Source organism: Stenotrophomonas sp. TWI1151 (assembly GCF_039673135.1).
Taxonomy (GTDB): Bacteria; Pseudomonadota; Gammaproteobacteria; order Xanthomonadales; family Xanthomonadaceae; genus Stenotrophomonas.
Window position 1 is genome coordinate 75,726 of sequence record NZ_JBDJLA010000001.1, and the last position, 17,723, is coordinate 93,448.

The window sequence follows — 17,723 nt, forward strand, 5'->3', positions numbered from 1 at the left end:
CATCCGGGCGGGATCTCGTCGCGAAGCGGGTAAGGGCCAGCGCTTGCAAGGCGGCTGGGGCCATGGCGCATTGCACCCGGTGTGAAGTCTAGAGGCACAGCGGCTTATCGTAAATTTGTTTAATTGCGTATGAGGTATTGTTTATTCAGATATCTTCATTCCGTGGGAGCCCGTGCATGCAAATCCCCGCCAACATGACCCTGCGCCAGCTGCGGTACTTTGCCGAAGCGGCCGAGTTGGGGCAGTTTTCGCAGGCTGCGCGCAAGCTGCACGTCTCCCAGTCGGTCATCACCACCGCGGTCGCCCAGCTGGAAACCTCGCTGGGGCTGAAGCTGTTCGACCGCATGCCGCACGGGGTCGGATTGACCGCCGAGGGGCACCGCTTCCACCAGCATGTGCGGCACATCCTGGATACGTTGCAGGACGCGCTCAGCGAGCCGATGTTCCTGGCCAACACGCTGCCAGGCCGGGTGAGGATCGGCGCCTCCTACACGGTGCTGGGCTATTTCCTGCCGAGCCTGCTGGCGCGCTTCAAGCGCTCCTACCCGCAGGTGGAGGTGGATCTGGTCGACATGGACCGCGCGGCGATCGAACAGGGCGTCAGCAGCGGTGAGCTCGATTTCGGGCTGTGCATCATCTCCAACATGGCCGAGCCCTATGTGCTGCGGCGCCAGGTCCTGATCCGCTCGCGCCGCCAGCTGTGGCTGGCCGAGTCGCATCCGCTGCTGCAGCTGCCGGTGATCAGCCCGGCCGACGTCGAGCCGTACCCGTACATCATGCTGATGGTCGACGAAGGGCAGGAGTCGGCGATGCGCTACTGGCGCTCGGTCGGGCGCGAACCCAACGTGGTGTTCCGCACCTCGTCGCTGGAAGCGCTGCGTGGCATGGTCGCCTACGGCTTCGGGGTCAGCATCCTGTCGGACATGGTCTATCGACCGTGGTCGCTGGAGGGGCGCCGGATCGACGTACGCACCCTCACCGATGCGGTGCCGCCGATGGAAGTCGGCCTGGTCTGGCGCCCGGACGAAGACCTGTCCGCGCCGGCACGCGCACTGCATCAGTTCCTGGTCTTCGCCTGTGGCGGATGAGCGCCGATAGCATCGGCCAGCGCGGGGCGCGGACCGGGCAGTTCACCCACGGGCGCGGTGAAGGCCTGCCCGCGGCGTGACCAGATCTGCCACACCGAATAGGCCAGCAACGGCACCACGTAGGTGGCCAGGATGGCGTAGGCCAGCAGTCGGTAGCCCTTTGCGATCAGTGCGACCAGGCCGATGCCATCGGCCATGAACACGGCCATCAGCAGGATCGCCACGATGATCGCCACGCGGACCCCGCGCTTCGGTGCGGTACCGGTGCGTTCCTTCCAGTTGACGCTGATGCGGCCGTCCACCGAGGCCATCAGGGTGACGCCGGTTTCGACCAGGGCCACCATGATCATCAGGCGGAACAACAGCTGGAACCACGGCAGGCCGAGCTGGCCAAGCATGAGGTCCGACGGCAGCGGCGCGTCGGCGATGTCCGGCAGGAACGCGATCATGCAGACGTAGAACACGATCGCCGGCAGGATCGCCAGCGGGCCGGCCAGGGCGCCTGCGATCACCGCATCGCGTCGGCACAGCAGGTGGCGCACCACCAGCAGGATCGAGACCGCCGCGAACATGTTGTAGCCGGCGTAGGTCACGCCGTTGAGCACCCAGTCCTTGCCCAGTTCATGGGTGTTGGAGAGCTGTGCCATCGCGCCGCCACCGAAGCGGTACAGGATCAGGCACGCGGCAATGGCGTAGACCAGATACATGAAGGCCGACATCAGTTTGAACATACGTTCGACGGCATTGGTGCCGGCCTGCACCACGCCGGTGATGATCGCCACCAGCAGCAGGGTGCCCACGATGCGCGGCCAGCCGAACATGGTCGCGGCCAGTTCGCCGGCGGCGGCGCCGAACACGGCCAGCACCACCACGATCAGCGCCAGGTAGGCCACCTCGAAGGTCCACCAGCCACGGCCGAGCAGATGCCGGAAGAAGGTGCGGTAGTCGTTGGCACGGATCGCCCGTGCCAACAGGAACGTCAGGATGCAGATCACGCTCCAGATCAGCATCGACAACACCATCGCCGCCAGGCCGCCCCAGGGGCCCGAGGGCAGGAAAAACTCCGCCAGCTCACGGCCGGTGGCGTAGCCGCCGCCGATCACGGCCGACTTGAACGCCAGACCGGGCAACAGATACCGCTGGAACCGGCTGGCGGCGGCGGTCACTTGCGGGCGGCCGTGGGCTGCAGCAGGTAGAAGTCACGCACGGTGCGGGCGATCTCGGCGATCACACGCTCACGTTCGCTGCGCGGGGCATTGCTGGCTTTGACGAACACGGAGATCGCGAACTGGCTGCCATCGGGCAGGGTGACCACGCCCACATCGTTGACGGTGCCGGCCACGGTGCCGCTCTTGTCGGCCACCTTGGTGCCCGGCGGCAGGCTGCCCCGCAGGCGTGCACTGCAGGTGCGGCAACGTTCCATGATCTGCACCAGCACCTCGGTGCTGGCCGGACTCAGCGCCTTGCCGGTGAACAGCTGGGTCAGCAGGGTCGACATCGCCCGCGGCGTGGAGGTGTCGCGCGGATCCTTGTCGAAGGCTTCATTGCCGGATTTGGTGCGCTTGACGACCTCGGGGTCGAGGGTCAGTTCGGCCACGCGCTCCTTGGTCAGCGGCTCGTCACCGAGGCCGAAGATATCGCTGAGCAGCTGCCGGGTGTTGCGATCCAGGCGCTGGCCTTCAATGCCCTGCGCGCGCAGCCAGGCAGTGACCGCAGCCGGCCCGCCAGCCTGCGCCACCAGCACGTCGGTGGCGGTGTTGTCGCTCTGGGTCAGCATGACCTCCAGCAGGTTGTGCACCGACAGGCTCACGCCGTCGTGGATGAAACGATCGGCGATCACTTCCGAATCGACATAGAACGATTTCGGCACCGGCACCATCGTGGTCAACGCCAGTTCGCCGGCATCGACCTTGGTCAGGATCACGGCCGCCACGGCGACCTTGAACGTGCTGGCCATCGGGAATGCTTCGTCGGGATTGAGATGGACCTGCGCCCCCTTGCCATCCAGGCGCCACGCCGAGACACCCACCTTGCCGTCGACCAGGGTAGCCAGGCGCGCGACTTCGGTTTCCACCGGGCTGGTCTTGCTGGCGCTGAACGCGGCGAGCGGACTCAGGCCCAGCAACGCGGCAACGCACAGGCTCAAGGTACGGGATGTCATCTTCATGCGATGCAGGCCTCCAGCAAACGGTTGAATTCCCCATCTTGCCGCATCGGGTCGGCCACCGGCAGACCAAGACGCGCGCTGACCTCGGCACAGGCGGCCGATGCCGCGGCCTCGGTCATGCCATGGGTGTTGAGACTGACGCCGACGCAGCGGATATCAGGATTGGTACGGCGTCCCAGCTGTACGGTCAACGCGATCACCTCTTCGATGGAGGGCAGCGGATAGTCCGGATACCCCAGCACGTGCTTGCGCCCCGGCTGGTGGCAGACCACGAACACATCCGGCTGGCTGCCATGCAGCAGACCGAGGCTGACGCCGGCGTAGGCGGGATGGAACAGCGAACCCTGGCCTTCGATGACATCCCAGTGATTGTCGGCCGCATTCGGGCTGAGCAGTTCGGCGGCACCGGCCGAGAAATCGGCGACCACCGCGTCCATCGGAATGCCGCTGCCGGCGATCAGGATGCCGGTCTGGCCGCTGGCACGGAAGTCGGCATCCACGCCGAGTCCACGCAGGCCGCGTGCCAGCGCCAGCGCGGTGTATTTCTTGCCCAGCGCGCAGTCCGTGCCGACGGTCAGCACGCGCTTGCCGGTGCGCTTGCGGCCGTTGCCAACCGGGATGCCGCGCGGCGGCACGCGCACGTTGATCAGCTCGCGTCCGTGGCGTTCGGCCGCGGCAGCCAGTTCCGGAATGTCATCCAGCTTCTGGTGCATGCCACTGACCAGGTCCAGGCCGTTTTCCAGTGCGTCCACCAGCGCCGGCAGCCACTGCGAGGGAATCACCCCACCGCCGTTGGCCACGCCGATCACCATCGCACGGGCACCGGCGGCGCGCGCCTGCGCGGGGGTCATGCTCGGCAGGCCGGTGGTGATCGGGCAGCCGGGCAGGCTCCACTCGGCCACGCACACTTCCGGCGCCCAGTCGTGCAGGCCGATCGCGGTCTTGGCGAAGCCCGCTTCGGTGGTATCGCCCAGGAACAGCAGGTACGGCTGGGGGAGGGCGGCGAGAGCCTGTACGGCAGCGGTGGGCGTTGCGCTCATGAGGGATCCAGTAGTCGGCGGAGAGAAGAGAGGGGAGGCATTCACGACGAGGGGCTCGCAGTTGTTAGACCTGGTTGGATCTGTATAAGTCCTAATCAGGGAATATGCAACCCAATCAGGATAATCCTTTAGTCTCTTCCGACGGTGGGCCCGGCGACGGCGTGCGCAACACCGGGCACGGCGCTACGGCACTCAGTAGCGATAGTCGATCGACATGCCGATCGTGCGGGGCTGCAGCGGCACGCCGGTCACCGCGACGTAGCGGTTGAGCGCGTCCCGCACCGAGCCGGTGGAGACGTAGGCACGCTCGTCGGTGGCATTGCGGGCGTACAGGCGGACCGTCCAGGTCATGTTGGTCAGCTCGGCATGCAGGTCCAGCGCGTTGTAGCTGTCGATGTCGTACGCGCCGGCCACGCGCTCGCCGGTGACCCGGTAGCCGGCGCCGACCCGGCCCTGCCACTGGTCGCTCACATCGAAGTCGTAGTCGATCGTGCTCGACCAGCTCAGGCGCGGCGTCATCGGCATCCGGCTGCCGGACACCAGTCCGCTGGACGGCGGTACATCACCGATCTTCGAATCGATGTAGGCGGCATTGAGGCCGATCGTCAGGCGCTCGGCCGGGCGGACCATGAAGCTCAGTTCCGCCCCCTGGCTGCGCGCGCTGCCGGCGTTGCCCATCCAGCTCAGGCCGTTCTCGGAAACGCGCACCTGGATGTCGTCCCAGTCGATCCGGAACAGCGCCAGGTCGATCATCGCGCGGCGGTCCCAGAAGTGCGATTTGAAGCCGAGCTCGAGGTTGTCCAGCGTGTCGGCCTTGGTCATCGGCACCACGCCGGAGGTCGATACGTTCGGTCCACCCGGGCGATAGCCGGTGGCGTAGCGCGCGTAGATCATCGAACTGTCGTTGAGGTGCCAGCGCGAGGCCAGCTTCCACGTGGTCACGCTGTCATCGGCGGAGTCGGCCAGATCGATCGGCCGCGGGCCGTACAGCAGCCCGGTGCTGTGCTGTTCGAAATCCTGCTGGTTGCGCGCGTGCCGCACACCGGCGGAGACATCGAAGCGTGGGCTGAACTTATACGTGACGTCGGCGAAGATCGCCTGCTCGTCGTAGGTGCCGGGCAGGCTGGCGGCACCGGGGTTGAACGGCAGCGGGGCGCCGTTTGCATCGTAGGCACTGACCTGCTGGCGGTTGGTGTTTTTCTCGCCGGTGAAGAAGGTGCCAAGCAACCATTCGAAGCGCTCGTTCTCCTTGGAGTTCAGGCGGAACTCCTGGGTCCACTTGCGCGTGCCGAGGAAGACATCGAACTGGGCCTGGCCGGCCGGGTACGGGGTCAGCAGCGGCCAGGCCACGCCATAGACCAGCGTGGAATCCTGCACTTCGTCCATGCGGGTTTCGGAGAAGCTGGTGGCGGAGACGAAATCGACGTTGCCCAGATCCCAGTCCAGGATCGCCGAGTAGTAGTCGGTTTCCATCCGGTACGGCGTGGCGCGCTGGAGGATGCCTTCGAGCGGGCCGCGGATCGGCTCCAGCGTGGGATAGGTCAAGCCCACCGCACTGGAGTTGTCGGCATCCACGATCTGCGACAACGCCTGCACGCGCAGGCTGGCGGTGTCGCTGATGCGCCAGGTCAGCGCCAGGCGGGAGGCCAGCTGGTAGTAGCCGTTGCTGTCCTTGGCGTCCTCGCCGGTGAGGTCGGGTTGATCCACATAGCCGGGCGTGCCCTGGCGCGAAAGGCTGGCGCGCAGGCCCAGCTTGCCTTCGATCAGCGGCACGTTGAACGAGGTGCGCACGCCAGTGCCCACGTCGCCCGCTTCCTTGGTGGCATTGACGTCCATGCCGGCGCGGAACTCGAAACCATCCGGATCAGCCGCCTTGGTGACGTACTTGAACAGGCCGCCCATCGAGCTGGCGCCGTACAGCGTGCCCTGCGGGCCGCGCAGCACTTCCACGCTCTGGATGTCATACGGCAGCAGATCCAGTGCATAGGTGGTCGCGCGCTGCTTGTTGCTGCTCGGGCCGATCGGGGTGTCATCGATGTAGGTGCCGATGATCGAGCCACCGCCGAGGGGCGCGACACCGCGCAGTGCCATCGTGGTCTGACCCGGTGCGCCGCCGCTGTCGACCTGGAAGCCCGGTACGTAGGCGGCGAAGTCGTTCAGGCGGGTGGCGCCGAACGCCTCGAGACGTTCTTCGCTGATCACGCTGACCCCGGCCGCCACCTCCATCACGTTCTCGGCGCGCTTCTGTGCGGTCGCCACCACGCGATCAAGCTCCACCACATCGGGTGTGCTGCGGCTGCCATCGGCGTCGGCATCCTGGGCCATCGCCGCGGTGGCAAGGCCCATGCAGCACAGGGTGACGGTGGAGGCGAGGATCGAACGTTTCATCGGCTTGCGCATGTGGCGGGCTCTCCGGAATCAGCAACGGGGTCAGGCAGGAAAAACGACGGCCGTGCACGGCGGTAACCGCCGTGCAGGGGTAGGGACGCGCGCGCTGTCGCAGCCGCGCCGGGTTGGCACGTCGGTAAGGGGAGGGGGCGTGGGGGAAGGAAACGGCAGGTAACGGGCGTTGGCAGGTGCAAGGCCGTGTTGCTGGCCAGCGGCGAGATGGGCGCGGAAGCCGGCGGTCAGTGCGGGCGCGCGGGCATACCGGCGGCTGGGGTCGTACGGAAACTGATCGGGCATTTCGACATCCCTACAAATCCTATGCAAGGAATATTTAGCCTGATCAGGCATATGTCAAGCGCAATCAGAAAACATCGTCCCATTGCGGACTATTGCGCTGCAACAATTCAGCGGGTGCCGAACGGCGTTGCCGGGCGGCCTGATCTGTCCCAGGGGCGTACGCCGGGAAACGGGTCGCTATCGGCCGCGATCGTCGCTGCGGCCGATCGCGATGCTCAACGCTGCCGGCTCAACCCGACGTCACGGCACCGTCGGCCGCGGCGGCACGCTGTGGTGCAGGTGCAGCATTGCCGGCGAGCAATGGTCGGGCACGTCGCTCCAGGCGCAGCATCAGCACCGCAACCAGCATGCAGGTGCCGGCCATCAGCGAGAAGAAGACGGCACTGGAGAGCGTTGACCACAGCGTGCCGACCGCGCCGGCCAGCAGATTGCCGCCGAACGAGGCCAGGAACCAGAACGCGATGATCGTGGCACCAAAACCGACCGGCGCCAGCCGTGCGAACAGGCCCAGTCCCACCGGCAGGATGAAGAGCTCGCCGAAGGTGAAGATCGCAAAGAACAGGACGGCCCACAGCCAGCCCACCTTGGCCGACGGTTCACCGCCCAGCATCGCCACCAGGGCAAAGGACAGGCCGACCACCGCAGCACCGATCGCCATCTTGGTCAGTGCGGCCGGCTCGCGGCCGTTGCGGGCCTGGCGGGTCCAGTGCTGCACCAGCATCGGCGTGATCAGGAACACCAGCAGCGGATTGAGCGAGAAGAACCAGGTCATCGGCAGGGTGAAATCGGCGGTGAGCACGCGGTCCACGCCGGTATCGAGCCAGATCGCGATGGTGTTGCCGATCTGCTCGTAGGCCAGGCGGAACACCACGATCAAGCCGGCAATCATCGCCATCACCTGCAGCAGCGGGCGGTAGGCTGGCTGCCACAGGGCGGAGAAGGGCAGCGTGGCGCGCTCGCTGCGCGGCGGATCCGGCGGCAGATGGCGGCGGCCGGTGATGTAGATCACCAGGCCGAGCAGCATGCCGATGCCGGCCGCGGAGAAGCCAACGTGCCAGCCATACACCTCACCCAGCGTGCCGCAGATCAGCGGGGCGAGAAACGCACCGAGGTTGATGCCCACGTAGTACACATTGAACGCCGAGCCACGGCGCGGATCATCGCGCTGGTACAGATCGCCGACCTGGCCGGGCAAGGTCGGCAGGAACAGCCCGTTGCCGAGCACGATCGCCAGCAATGCCGGATACAGCAGTGCATCGAAGGCCATCAGGAAGTGGCCGAACGCCATGATCGCGCCGCCCAGGATCACGGCCCGCCGCTTGCCCAGCCAGCGATCGGCGAGCATGCCGCCGAACACCGGGCTGAGGTAGGCCAGCGCCGTGTACAGGCCGTAGACCATCGAGGCCTGTTCCTGCGAGAACAGCAGCTGCTTGGTCATGTAATAGACCAGCAGCGCCCGCATGCCGTAATAGGAGAACTTCTCCCACATCTCGGTGAGGAACAGGATGGTCAGGCCTGGCGGTTGCCCGAACCAGGCCTTGCGCGGTGCATCGAGGGTCATCGGGCAGGGCGTCCGTAGGTCAGAGCTGCAGACCGGTGCTGATCAGGCGCTGGGTAATGGCGACGAACGCCACCACCACGCCTGCCAGTGCGACCACCCAAGCACCATGGCGGCGCACACGCGGCCAGCTGGCCGGCGCACGGACCGCCACCCACACCAGGGCCACGGCGGCGAACACGCTCAGCCACGACAGCGCCTGCACCAGGATCAATGGGCCGTTGGTGTACGACGAGATCGCGCCCGGGCCAGCGATCGATTTCACATACAGCGCCCAGGCGACGACGGTGCCCAGCTGCGTGGTGATCGACAGCGTCTGCAGCCAGCGCAGGCCGCGGCGTTCTGCCGGCGCGCCGACACGGTAGTAGCGGCGCACGAACACGCCCCCGGTGCGCAGCACGGCCGACAGCGTCAGCAACCCGAGCGCGACGAACAGCGCCGGGCGCAGCCACGCCGGCGAACGCCAGCCCGGAATCGGTTCAAAGCCGAACACCGAGGCGAACGGGCCACCGGAGAAGTACACCGGCCGGCCGTCCTTGACCTTCACTTCCAACAGGCCGCGGCCGTTTTCCTGCTGCCACAACCACGGCGACACCTCGCGCCAGCGCAGCAGCTGGCCGTTGAGGCCCTTCTGGCCATCCACGGTGATGGTGCCGTCATCCTGCGGGTGCACACGGATCGGTGCGAACAGCGTCAGCATGCGCAGATAGGAACTGTCCGAGCGGCGCGTGCTCTGCCAGCTCGTCCCGGCCAGCGCAGCGGCGTGCTCGCGGGCCGTGGCAGCATCCACGCCCGGGCCGGCGCGTTCGATCGGCAGGGTCGGCAGGAAATTCTCGACGAAGCGCTCCCACACCTGGGCGCGCAGGGCAGAACCGGCCGCATCACGCCCCACGCTGTTGGTGGACACGAAGACGCCGATGTTGCGTTCCGGGATCATCCACAGCCACGAGTAGAAGAACAGCATCGTGCCGCCGTGCGAGCGCGTGTCGTAGCCGCCGGTGTCCGAGGCCATCCAGCCCAGGGCCATGCGCGGCAGATGCGGCAGGATCGCCGGCTGCGGGGTCAGCATCTGTGCGTTGGTCTCGGCGCGCATGATGCGCTGGCCGTCGAGCTCACCATGATTGAGCGTGGCCATCATGAAACGTGCCATCGCCGAGCCGGAGGCATACAGACCGCCCACGCCCGGCGCGGTGTTCTTCTCGGCCGGATAGCTTTTGCCCGAGCCCAGCAGATAGCCCTTGGCGGCGTGCGGCAGCAGCTCGGCCGGCAGCTTCTGTTCGAAGCTGGCGTACTGCATGTCCAGCGGCTGCAGGATGTGCTGCCTGGCGTAGTCCTCGAAGCGCTGGCCGCTGACCCGCTCGACGATGTACGAGGCGATGCCGGTGGCGTAGTTGGAATACGCCGGCGTGGTGCCCGGTGCGGAGATCTGGTTGGGCACCCATTCCTTGAGGTAGTTGTCGCGGTTGGCCGGATGGTCCGGGCCGAGCACGATCAGGTAGCGCATGCGCTCTTCCAGACCGCTGGTGTGGGTCATGATCTGGCGCAGCGTGATCGGCTCACCCTTGGCCGGGACCTTGATGTCCAGGTAGGTGTTGATGTCGGTGTCCAGGTCCAGCTTGCCCTGTTCCACCAGCTGCATCACCGCGGTCCAGACGAACAGCTTGGAGATCGAGCCCGGGCGGAACAGGGTGGTCTTGGGATCCACCGGCGTGCGCTTTTCAACATCGGAGAAACCAAAGCCGCGCTCGGTGACGACCTTGCCGTTTTCGACCACGGTGACCACGGCGCCGGCGAGATCGCCCTGCGCCATCAGATAGGGCACCAGGCCATCCAGGAACGTATCGACACGGGCCGCATCCAGCGTGCCGGTGGCGGCCGGTGCGGGCGTGAGGGTGTCCGGCGTCTCGGCAGCCACCGGTGCGGCGGGTGTCGCGACGGGCGTGGGTGCCTGCGCATGCAGCGGCGAGAACGCGGCGGTGGAGGCCAGCAGCAGGCCGCAGATCAGGGGGCGCCAGAGACTCATGCCTGCACTCCCTTGCCCCACACGGCATCTTGGCAATGCACCAGGCCCTCGTCGTAACGCAGGCCCGGCACGCGATCGTCGCGCAGGAACAGCGGGCCATCCAGATCCACCACGTCGCAATGCTGGCCCACGATGAAGGCCGGGCCCATCGCCCAGCTGCTGCCGATCATGTTGCCGACCATCACCTGCATGCCCAGCGAGCGCGCCTTGCCGACCATCGCCAGGCTTTCGGTGAGGCCGCCGGCCTTGTCGAGCTTGATGTTGATGACGTCGAACAGGCCTGCCAGCGCTTCGATCTCTGAAGCGTCCTGCACGCTTTCGTCGGCGGCGAACGGCAGCGGCCGCGCAAAGCCCTTGAGCTCGGCTTCGCGACCGCGCGGCAGCGGCTGTTCCAGCAGCTTGATGTCGTTCTCCAGCAGCACCGGAATCAGCGCATCGAGCACATCCACGCTGTAGCCCTGGTTGGCGTCCACGCCCATCCACACCTCCGGGCGCACCTTGCGCACCGCGCGCACGCGCTCGATGTCGATATCCAGGTCACCGCTGAGCTTGAGCTTGAGTGCCTTGGCCGGCGCATAGCGTCCGGTGGCGATCGACTGCATCGTCGCCGGGTCATCGGCGCCCAGCGTCCAGGTGGTCAGCAGCGGCCGGGTCTGTGAGAGTCCGGCCAGCGCCCAGGCATGCTTGCCGGTGCGGCTTGCTTCCAGATCCCATAGCGCGCAGTCCAGCGCGTTGCGCGCACCGCCGCGGGGCAGCAGCTGCTGCAGTTCGGCGCGGGTGATGCCGGCTTCGATCCGCGCACGCAGCAGTTCCAGCGTGGCCAGCATCTGCTCGGGCGTGTCATTGAAGTAGTACACGCCGCTGGCTTCGCCACGGCCGCGATGGCCGTCCTCTTCCAGTTCCACGCGCAGCACCGGCGCGTTTTCGAACACGTAACCGCTGATCCGGAACGGGGCCAGCAACGCAAGCGAGTCGATCTGCAGGGTCAGTTTCACAGGATGTCTCCAGCCCCACGGCGGGGCCATGGGTCAGTAGTTGAGAGCGAAGTCGGCCAGGCCCATCAGGACCAGGGCGTAAGCGAGCACGCAGGCCGACAGCAGCAGCAGCGCGGCCCACAGGCGCGCCAGCCAGCCGCGTCCAGCGCGGACCGTCTGCACCAGGTTCCAGGCCGTTGCGCCGATTCCGCCGATGATCGCGATCACCGTGGCGATGCCCAGCCCGATCACCGCCGGATCCAGACGATCATCCAGGCGCGCGAAATCGGCCGACGCCCAGGCCATCACGGCCATCGCGGCGGCAGGCACCAGCAGCAGGAGCCAGCAGGCGGCGCGGCTCAGGCGATAGGCCAGCACGGTGCTGCGCGGCCAGCCCAGCACGCGACCATGGCGGCGGCGGACGAACGCGGCGATCGGCCACGCCAGCGCGGCCAGTGCCAACACCGCCACCGCAGCGGTCAGCAACGGCTTGAGCCACAGCGCCGAGCGGAAGCCTTCCGCGACCAGGAACACGTTGAACGGGGAGGAGGAATCCACCGCGAAGCCGACCGGCTTGCCGTCCTTGAGGATGGCGGCCAAGCGCAGTTCGCTGTTGTTCGCCTGCCACAGCCACGGTCCGATCGGCTTGAAGGTGGTCGGCTGCCCGTTGGGCTGCTTCAGGCGCGGCAAGCGCAGGCTGCCATCGTCGAGGGCTTCCAGGCGCGTCTGGGTGAGGATGCCGGTGCGGCCGATGCCGGTCTCGGCGCGACGCGAATCGAGATAGCTCGGTGCGGCCAGCTGGCGGGCCTGCGCCTTGGCCAGCGCCGCGTCGACGGCCGCTGCCGGGGCCGCGGTGCCCGCCGGGAAGTAGCGGTCAGCGAAGTTTTCCAGCAGTTCACGCCGGATCGGGCCGGTGATGCCATTGGCGCCGGCGCTGTTGAGCGAGACGAACAGGCCGACATCGTGATCGCGGAACAGGAACAGCTGTGAGTGGAACGAGTAGGTGTCACCGGCGTGTGACACCACGCGCTGGCCGTTGACATCGATCTCGTAGAAGCCGAGCGCCATGGTGTTCAGTGGCGGCGCGAAGCGGGTCTGCGGGGTCAGCATCAGCTGGCTGGTCGCGGCCTTCAGGATGGCGGTGTCGTGACCGCCGGCCGCACTGAGGTGCGCGATCATGAAGCGCGCCATGTCGCTGCCGGTGGCCGAGAGGGCGCCGGCCGGCGCGGACGGGGTCACTTCGAACTCACGCGGCTTGCCCGAGCCGAGGGCATAGCCCTTGGTGACCAGGGCGCGCAGCGCCGGCGGCAACGGCTGGCGGAAGCTGGCGTGCTGCATCTGCAGCGGCACGAAGATGTGCTGCTCGACATACTCGGCGAAGGGCTGGCCCGACACGCGCTCGACGATGTAGCCGGCCAGGCTGGTGCCGTAGTTCGAGTACGCGGGCACGGTACCGGGCGCGAAGATCTGCGCCGGCACGCGGCGCTTGAGGTACGGCCCCAGTTCAATGCCACCGGCTTCGGCCACGGCCTCGCTGGTCCACATGTACTTGATGTTGGCCTCGAAGCCGCCGGTATGCGTCATCAGCTGGCGCAGCGTGATCGGCAGGCCGCGTTCGGGCACCTTGAAATCCAGGTACTGGTTGATGTCCGCGTCCAGATCCAGCTTGCCCGCTTCCACCAGCTGCATCACCGCGGTCCAGGTCATCAGCTTGGAGACCGAGGCCATCCGGAACAGCGTGCGGTCCGGATCCACCGGCGTCTGCTTGGCCACATCGGAGACGCCGTAGCCGCGGCGGACCAGGATCTTGCCGTCCTTGACCACGGTGACCACCGCACCGGCGATATCGCCGCGCGCGATGGCATACGGCATGAAGCCATCCAGCCAGGTGGTCGCATCGTCGGCGGTCAGCCGGGCAACGGAATCCACGCCGGCAGGCGGTGTGGCCGCCTGGGGTGGGGAGGATGGCCGCTGTGCGTCGGCCTGGAAAGACAGCAACAGCCCACAGCACAAGCCGACAAGCCCTGACAACGCACGCATGTGACGATCCCCTTCAAACCATCTCAATCAGACAACAATATTCCTGATCAGAGAAATGTCAAATGCGCGTGATCGCGATTGGATCGCGCAAACCGGGCTGAATGTGACGATTGGATGCCCAGCGCAGGCCGTTTTTTGACCATTGAGAACGTTTTCAGGGCGCAGAGAAGCGCTTAACGCGGCGAACGCGACAAGAAAGCATCCTGATCAGGATGGCATTCATCTCTACGTAGTATCGTATCGGCAACTTCACCAGCAATAGCCCAAAGGTCCTGTCGATGAGCCCCAAAAGCCCGACGCTCGGAACCCTGCTGCGCGGTCTGCGCACCCGCCAGGGATGGACGCTCAAGGAAATGAGCGAGCACACCGAAATTCCGCTGTCCACGCTGTCCAAGATCGAGCATGACCGCTTGACCTTGACCTACGACAAGCTGCAGCACCTGTCCCAGCGCTTGAACCTGCGCATGTCCGAGCTGTTCTCCGAGCCGGAGACCGACAGCGCGCCCAAGCCGGTCACCGCGCGGCGCAGCCTCGGCTCGCTCGACAAAGCGCTGCGGGTGCAGACCGACAACTACGATTACTACTACCTGTGCACCGAACTGCGGCGCAAGCGGATGATCCCGATCCTCACCAAGGTGCGGGCCAAGACCACCGCCGAGTTCGGTGAACTGGTCCGCCACCCGGGCGAGGAGTACGTGCATGTGATCGAAGGCCGCATCCAGGTTCACACCGAGTTCTACGATCCTGTGGTGCTGGAGACCGGGCAGGGCATCTACATCGACAGCCAGATGGGCCACGCCTACATCGTCGATACCGGCTGCGAGGAAGCGGTGCTGCTGGCCGTCTGTGCCAGCGCGGACGAGGATCTGATGGAATCGCTGATCACCCTGCATGAGCAGGAGGGCGGGGTCTGACGTTCCCCAGTCTCACCACGTCGCCTCCAGCCGGCGGAACGGCTGCGTGAGCAGTACACCGCGTGCGTCGTAGTCAGTGAGCCTGCGCCCATCCACCCGCACGGACGTCGGGCGTGTCCGGCTCGGCCACCACACGCGCACCGCGGTGTCCTTGCGCAGTCCCTTGCCCAGCGTGACCTGCAGCGCTCCGTCGCGCTGCCGGGCCTGCAGCGCCAAGGTGCCATAGGCGGTCGGCAGGCGATCCACGGCCAGCCCATCGCCGACCAGCCATGACGGCGGGGTGCCCGGCAGCAGTGACAGTGCGTCATCGTCTTCGCGCATCAGCATCCCGAACAGCGTGCGCCCGTATTCGGCACCGATCCAGGTATGCGGCATGTCGCCGAGGTAGCGCGGAAAGCGCAGCCGCGAGTGCACCACCTCGGCCAGTACCTGCCATTCCAGCGGGCGGCGGTCGTGCAGCAGGCCCTGCAGCAGTTCGTCGGCCGCCTCGGGCTGGTCCAGGTGCACGTAGCTCAGCACGTTGCGGATTTCATACGGCGTGTAGGCGTACAACGCGCCCGGCTCGCCGCGCTTGCGCACATCCTGCAGATACCGCGCGAACGTGGTGCGCAGTGCCTCCGCCGGCAGCACATCCTGTGCGCCGGTCGGGTCGAGCGCGATCGACACACCGGTCGGGTCGCCATCGCCAAGGTCGGCCGAAGAGGGAATGAAGTCGATGCCCTTCCACGCCATCGTGGCGCGGATCGAAGCAGCCAGCGCATCGTGCAGGGCTGCGTACTGTTCGCGCGCCCATGCGGCGGTTTCGTGATCGCCGAGGGATTCGGCCAACCACGCGCCGTCATGCCAGCCCTTCAGGCCCCAGTAGTCGTCCCAGTAGCTGTGCGTGGGCGACGGGTAGCCCTCGTGGCTGATCGATGGCGCCAGGATGCCGGCGAAGCGTTCGGGCGCGGGCTGGCTGGCCATGTAGCCCGGCACCAGCGTGCGCTCGCGCAGTTCCTGCAGGAAGCGCATCGCTGCTTTCACCTTGGGCAGGTAGGGGCGCACCGATTCCGGGCCGCCATCCAGCCGCGCGACGTCGGCGACCAGACTGATGTACTGGCCTTGGCTGTCGTACTCGATATCCGAGCCGAAGCCGGTGTTGACGCTGCCATCGTCGTTGAGGATCGGCGAGACCAGCCCATTGGCGTGTACACCGTGCTCGCTGTACCAGGCCAGGTAATCGCGGGCGACCTGGGATTCGCCCATGCGCAGCAGCACCGCCGAGGTGGCCATGCCGTCACGGATGAAGGAGCGGTTGTAGTTGCGCGGGCCGGGCTGCATCGCCGGGCCGGTCTGGTTGATCAGCATGTAAGCGGCCTGCGCGCGCAGCATGTCCACCAATGAGGGATCAGGCAGGCGCAGGCCGACCTGGCCCAGGCGCGCCTGCCAGTCGTCCGACGCACGTTTGGCCAGCGCGTCGTACGCGGCATCGGGTGCACGGGGTATGCCGGAGAGACCCAGCGCGGGCGCATCCGGCAGGGAGCCGTCTTTGGCTGCTGCCGCGGTGCCGAGCGGGAAGGCGACCACCACCGAGTGGCTGGCACCGGGCGCAAGCTGCACGCGGTAGGCCAGCGCCGCGGAGGCCAGGCCATCGGCATCGCGTGCCTGCATGGCGGCGGGCAAGGTGCCGCTGGCGATCGCCGCGGTGATCTCGCTGCTGCCGTCCGGGCCGAACGGTGCCGCACCGGCCGCATCCACCGGCGTCAGCGATTGGAGAAGGGCGCGACCGTTGATGCGCACACGTTGCCCTTCGATGGCGACCTCGCGGATCGGTGAGAGGCCACCGTTCTGCCACGGCGGATTCATCTGCATCGGCCGCACCGCCAGGGTCAGGGTGCCGTCGACGGGCGCACTGCCGGTGTTGCGCAGGCGGTGACGCATGAAGGTGACCGGCTGGCCATCGAGCTCGACGGCGAATGCCTCGCTCTGCAGTTCAAGCCCGGGTTGTGGCGACCACGTCGCCGAGGGCATCGGCTTCCAGTCGTCGCGCAGTGCGTGCTGCACCGGTTGGTCGGCGGCGCCTGCGGCAACACCGTCGGCATTGCGCCAGATCGGCTGCACCAGCGGCGCGCCCTTGAAGGCCTCGATGTTGCCGTACTCGTCAAAAATCGATTTCTGCCGGCCGGCATGGATGCCGACTGCGGTCCAGTAGGTCTGCTGCAGGTGCAGCGAGGCCGGGAACAACGCGCGCTGCGCGCCACTGGCGGCAATCTGGTAACGCTTCATGGGCGTCATCACCGCCTTCGGCCCCAGCAGGCGCAGGCGGTCGACCTGTGGCGCGTCGCCCTCCACCGTCAGCCGCAGCGCCGTGGCGCTCACCGCCGCAGTGCCGGCCAGCCAGCTCTGCTGGCGTGAACCGGCCTGCGGATCGCGCGCAAGCTCCATCCAACTGCCCTGCGCATCACGCGCCTGCAGCCGTGCGGCGCCATGCGCGCCTGTCCACTCCACGGCCAGGCCGGTGGTAGCCACGGCACGCGGCAAGGTGATCTCAAGCGTGTGCGTACCGTCCTTGCCACGTGGAATCGTGACCGCGCTGCCGCCTTGCCACAGCGCCGCGGCCTGGGCTGCGTCCACCCCGGCCACGCGCGCACTGATGGTGCTGTCCAACGGCTCCAGTTCGAAGATCGACACGCCCCAGTCCGACGTGCGCTCCGGGCTCGCCAGACGAAGGTAGCGGGCCTGGCGCGGCGCGAAGTAAAGCGTCTCGATACCGCCGAGCGAATCGCGCATGGTGTAAGCCGGCTGCCACTGCTGGCCGTCCAGCGAGGTCTGCAGGCTGTAGCCCTCGGGATTGGAAACGTCCCAGGTGATCTGCGCGCCGCTGAGCGTGCTCGGCGTGCCCAGGTCCACCTGGAACCAGTGCCCGGGGCTGAAGGCGCCGCCGGTCACCGTCTTCGGGTCGCCATCGATCAGGTGGCTGACCGCCATCGCCGAGACCTGCTGCGAGGAACTGCTGGCCTGCCACTGGCTGCGCGGCGGCAGGGTCTGGGCGGCAGCGCCGAAGCTCAGCGCGAGCGCAGAGAAGAGCAGGGTAGCGGCCATGACGCGGCGCGGCCGGTGCACAACAGTCGAACGGTCAGCATGCAGCCCCATCAACGTGCTCCTGATCTGAAACGACCCCGACGGCGGGGTAGAGGTCACGCTAGCAGGGGCTGTAACCGTTTACATGACGCGTCGCAATATCGAACGCGGCAT

The 17,723-nt window shown here is 67.0% G+C and carries 11 protein-coding genes; 2 read left to right on the forward strand and 9 right to left on the reverse strand.

Annotation, left to right across the window (positions count from 1 at the left end; genetic code table 11):
- Nucleotides 1-176: 176 nt before the first annotated feature.
- Nucleotides 177-1,088: a LysR substrate-binding domain-containing protein gene (locus ABE422_RS00310; protein WP_313212686.1), complete on the forward strand. Its 912-nt coding sequence runs from the start codon at nt 177-179 to the stop codon at nt 1,086-1,088.
- On the opposite strand, the gene ABE422_RS00315 is transcribed toward ABE422_RS00310, so the two are convergent.
- From ABE422_RS00315 to ABE422_RS00350, 8 genes are all read right to left on the reverse strand, one after another.
- Nucleotides 1,058-2,254: a hypothetical protein gene (locus ABE422_RS00315; RefSeq protein ID WP_346482207.1), complete on the reverse strand. Its 1,197-nt coding sequence runs from the start codon at nt 2,252-2,254 to the stop codon at nt 1,058-1,060. The genes ABE422_RS00310 and ABE422_RS00315 overlap by 31 nt on opposite strands.
- The gene (bla, locus tag ABE422_RS00320; RefSeq protein WP_313212688.1) at nt 2,251-3,255 is read right to left on the reverse strand and encodes a class A beta-lactamase; all 1,005 of its coding nucleotides are present in this window, start codon (nt 3,253-3,255) and stop codon (nt 2,251-2,253) included. The genes ABE422_RS00315 and bla overlap by 4 nt, the downstream gene beginning before the upstream one ends.
- Nucleotides 3,252-4,295 (reverse strand): DUF1611 domain-containing protein, encoded by a 1,044-nt coding sequence (locus tag ABE422_RS00325; protein WP_313212689.1) that lies wholly within the window; start codon nt 4,293-4,295, stop codon nt 3,252-3,254. The genes bla and ABE422_RS00325 overlap by 4 nt, the downstream gene beginning before the upstream one ends.
- Before the next feature lie 192 nt (nt 4,296-4,487).
- The gene (locus ABE422_RS00330) at nt 4,488-6,695 is read right to left on the reverse strand and encodes a TonB-dependent receptor (protein ID WP_346482208.1); all 2,208 of its coding nucleotides are present in this window, start codon (nt 6,693-6,695) and stop codon (nt 4,488-4,490) included.
- 514 nt (nt 6,696-7,209) lie between these two features.
- Entirely contained in the window at nt 7,210-8,541 is a 1,332-nt protein-coding gene (locus ABE422_RS00335) for a peptide MFS transporter (protein WP_313212691.1), read from the reverse strand.
- A 19-nt stretch (nt 8,542-8,560) separates the two neighbouring features.
- On the reverse strand, nt 8,561-10,561 hold the full coding sequence (locus ABE422_RS00340) for a serine hydrolase domain-containing protein (protein WP_346482209.1): 2,001 nt from the start codon (nt 10,559-10,561) through the stop codon (nt 8,561-8,563).
- Nucleotides 10,558-11,556 (reverse strand): dipeptide epimerase, encoded by a 999-nt coding sequence (locus ABE422_RS00345; protein WP_346463102.1) that lies wholly within the window; start codon nt 11,554-11,556, stop codon nt 10,558-10,560. The genes ABE422_RS00340 and ABE422_RS00345 overlap by 4 nt, the downstream gene beginning before the upstream one ends.
- Nucleotides 11,557-11,589: 33 nt before the next feature.
- Nucleotides 11,590-13,464 carry a serine hydrolase domain-containing protein gene (locus tag ABE422_RS00350; RefSeq protein WP_346482210.1) on the reverse strand — a complete coding sequence of 625 codons (1,875 nt, stop codon included), beginning with the start codon at nt 13,462-13,464 and terminating at the stop codon, nt 11,590-11,592.
- A gap of 389 nt (nt 13,465-13,853) precedes the next feature.
- Here ABE422_RS00350 and ABE422_RS00355 point away from each other — a divergent pair, with 389 nt between their 5' ends.
- A complete protein-coding gene (locus ABE422_RS00355; RefSeq protein ID WP_070427228.1) occupies nt 13,854-14,489 on the forward strand; it encodes a cupin domain-containing protein in 636 nt (211 codons plus the stop codon).
- 12 nt (nt 14,490-14,501) lie between these two features.
- Here ABE422_RS00355 and ABE422_RS00360 read toward each other — a convergent pair whose 3' ends face one another.
- Complete coding sequence (locus ABE422_RS00360; protein WP_346482211.1) at nt 14,502-17,621, reverse strand: discoidin domain-containing protein; 3,120 nt, start codon at nt 17,619-17,621, stop codon at nt 14,502-14,504.
- Nucleotides 17,622-17,723: the final 102 nt, after the last annotated feature.

Excerpts from the sequence above, each read along its gene's own strand:
- bla (WP_313212688.1), bottom strand. The coding sequence starts at position 3,255 with ATGAAGATGACATCCCGTACCTTGAGCCTGTGCGTTGCCGCGTTGCTG.
- ABE422_RS00310 (WP_313212686.1), top strand. The coding sequence starts at position 177 with ATGCAAATCCCCGCCAACATGACCCTGCGCCAGCTGCGGTACTTTGCC.
- ABE422_RS00355 (WP_070427228.1), top strand. The coding sequence starts at position 13,854 with ATGAGCCCCAAAAGCCCGACGCTCGGAACCCTGCTGCGCGGTCTGCGC.
- ABE422_RS00360 (WP_346482211.1), bottom strand. The coding sequence starts at position 17,621 with ATGGGGCTGCATGCTGACCGTTCGACTGTTGTGCACCGGCCGCGCCGC.
- ABE422_RS00330 (WP_346482208.1), bottom strand. The coding sequence starts at position 6,695 with ATGCGCAAGCCGATGAAACGTTCGATCCTCGCCTCCACCGTCACCCTG.
- ABE422_RS00335 (WP_313212691.1), bottom strand. The coding sequence starts at position 8,541 with ATGACCCTCGATGCACCGCGCAAGGCCTGGTTCGGGCAACCGCCAGGC.
- ABE422_RS00325 (WP_313212689.1), bottom strand. The coding sequence starts at position 4,295 with ATGAGCGCAACGCCCACCGCTGCCGTACAGGCTCTCGCCGCCCTCCCC.
- ABE422_RS00340 (WP_346482209.1), bottom strand. The coding sequence starts at position 10,561 with ATGAGTCTCTGGCGCCCCCTGATCTGCGGCCTGCTGCTGGCCTCCACC.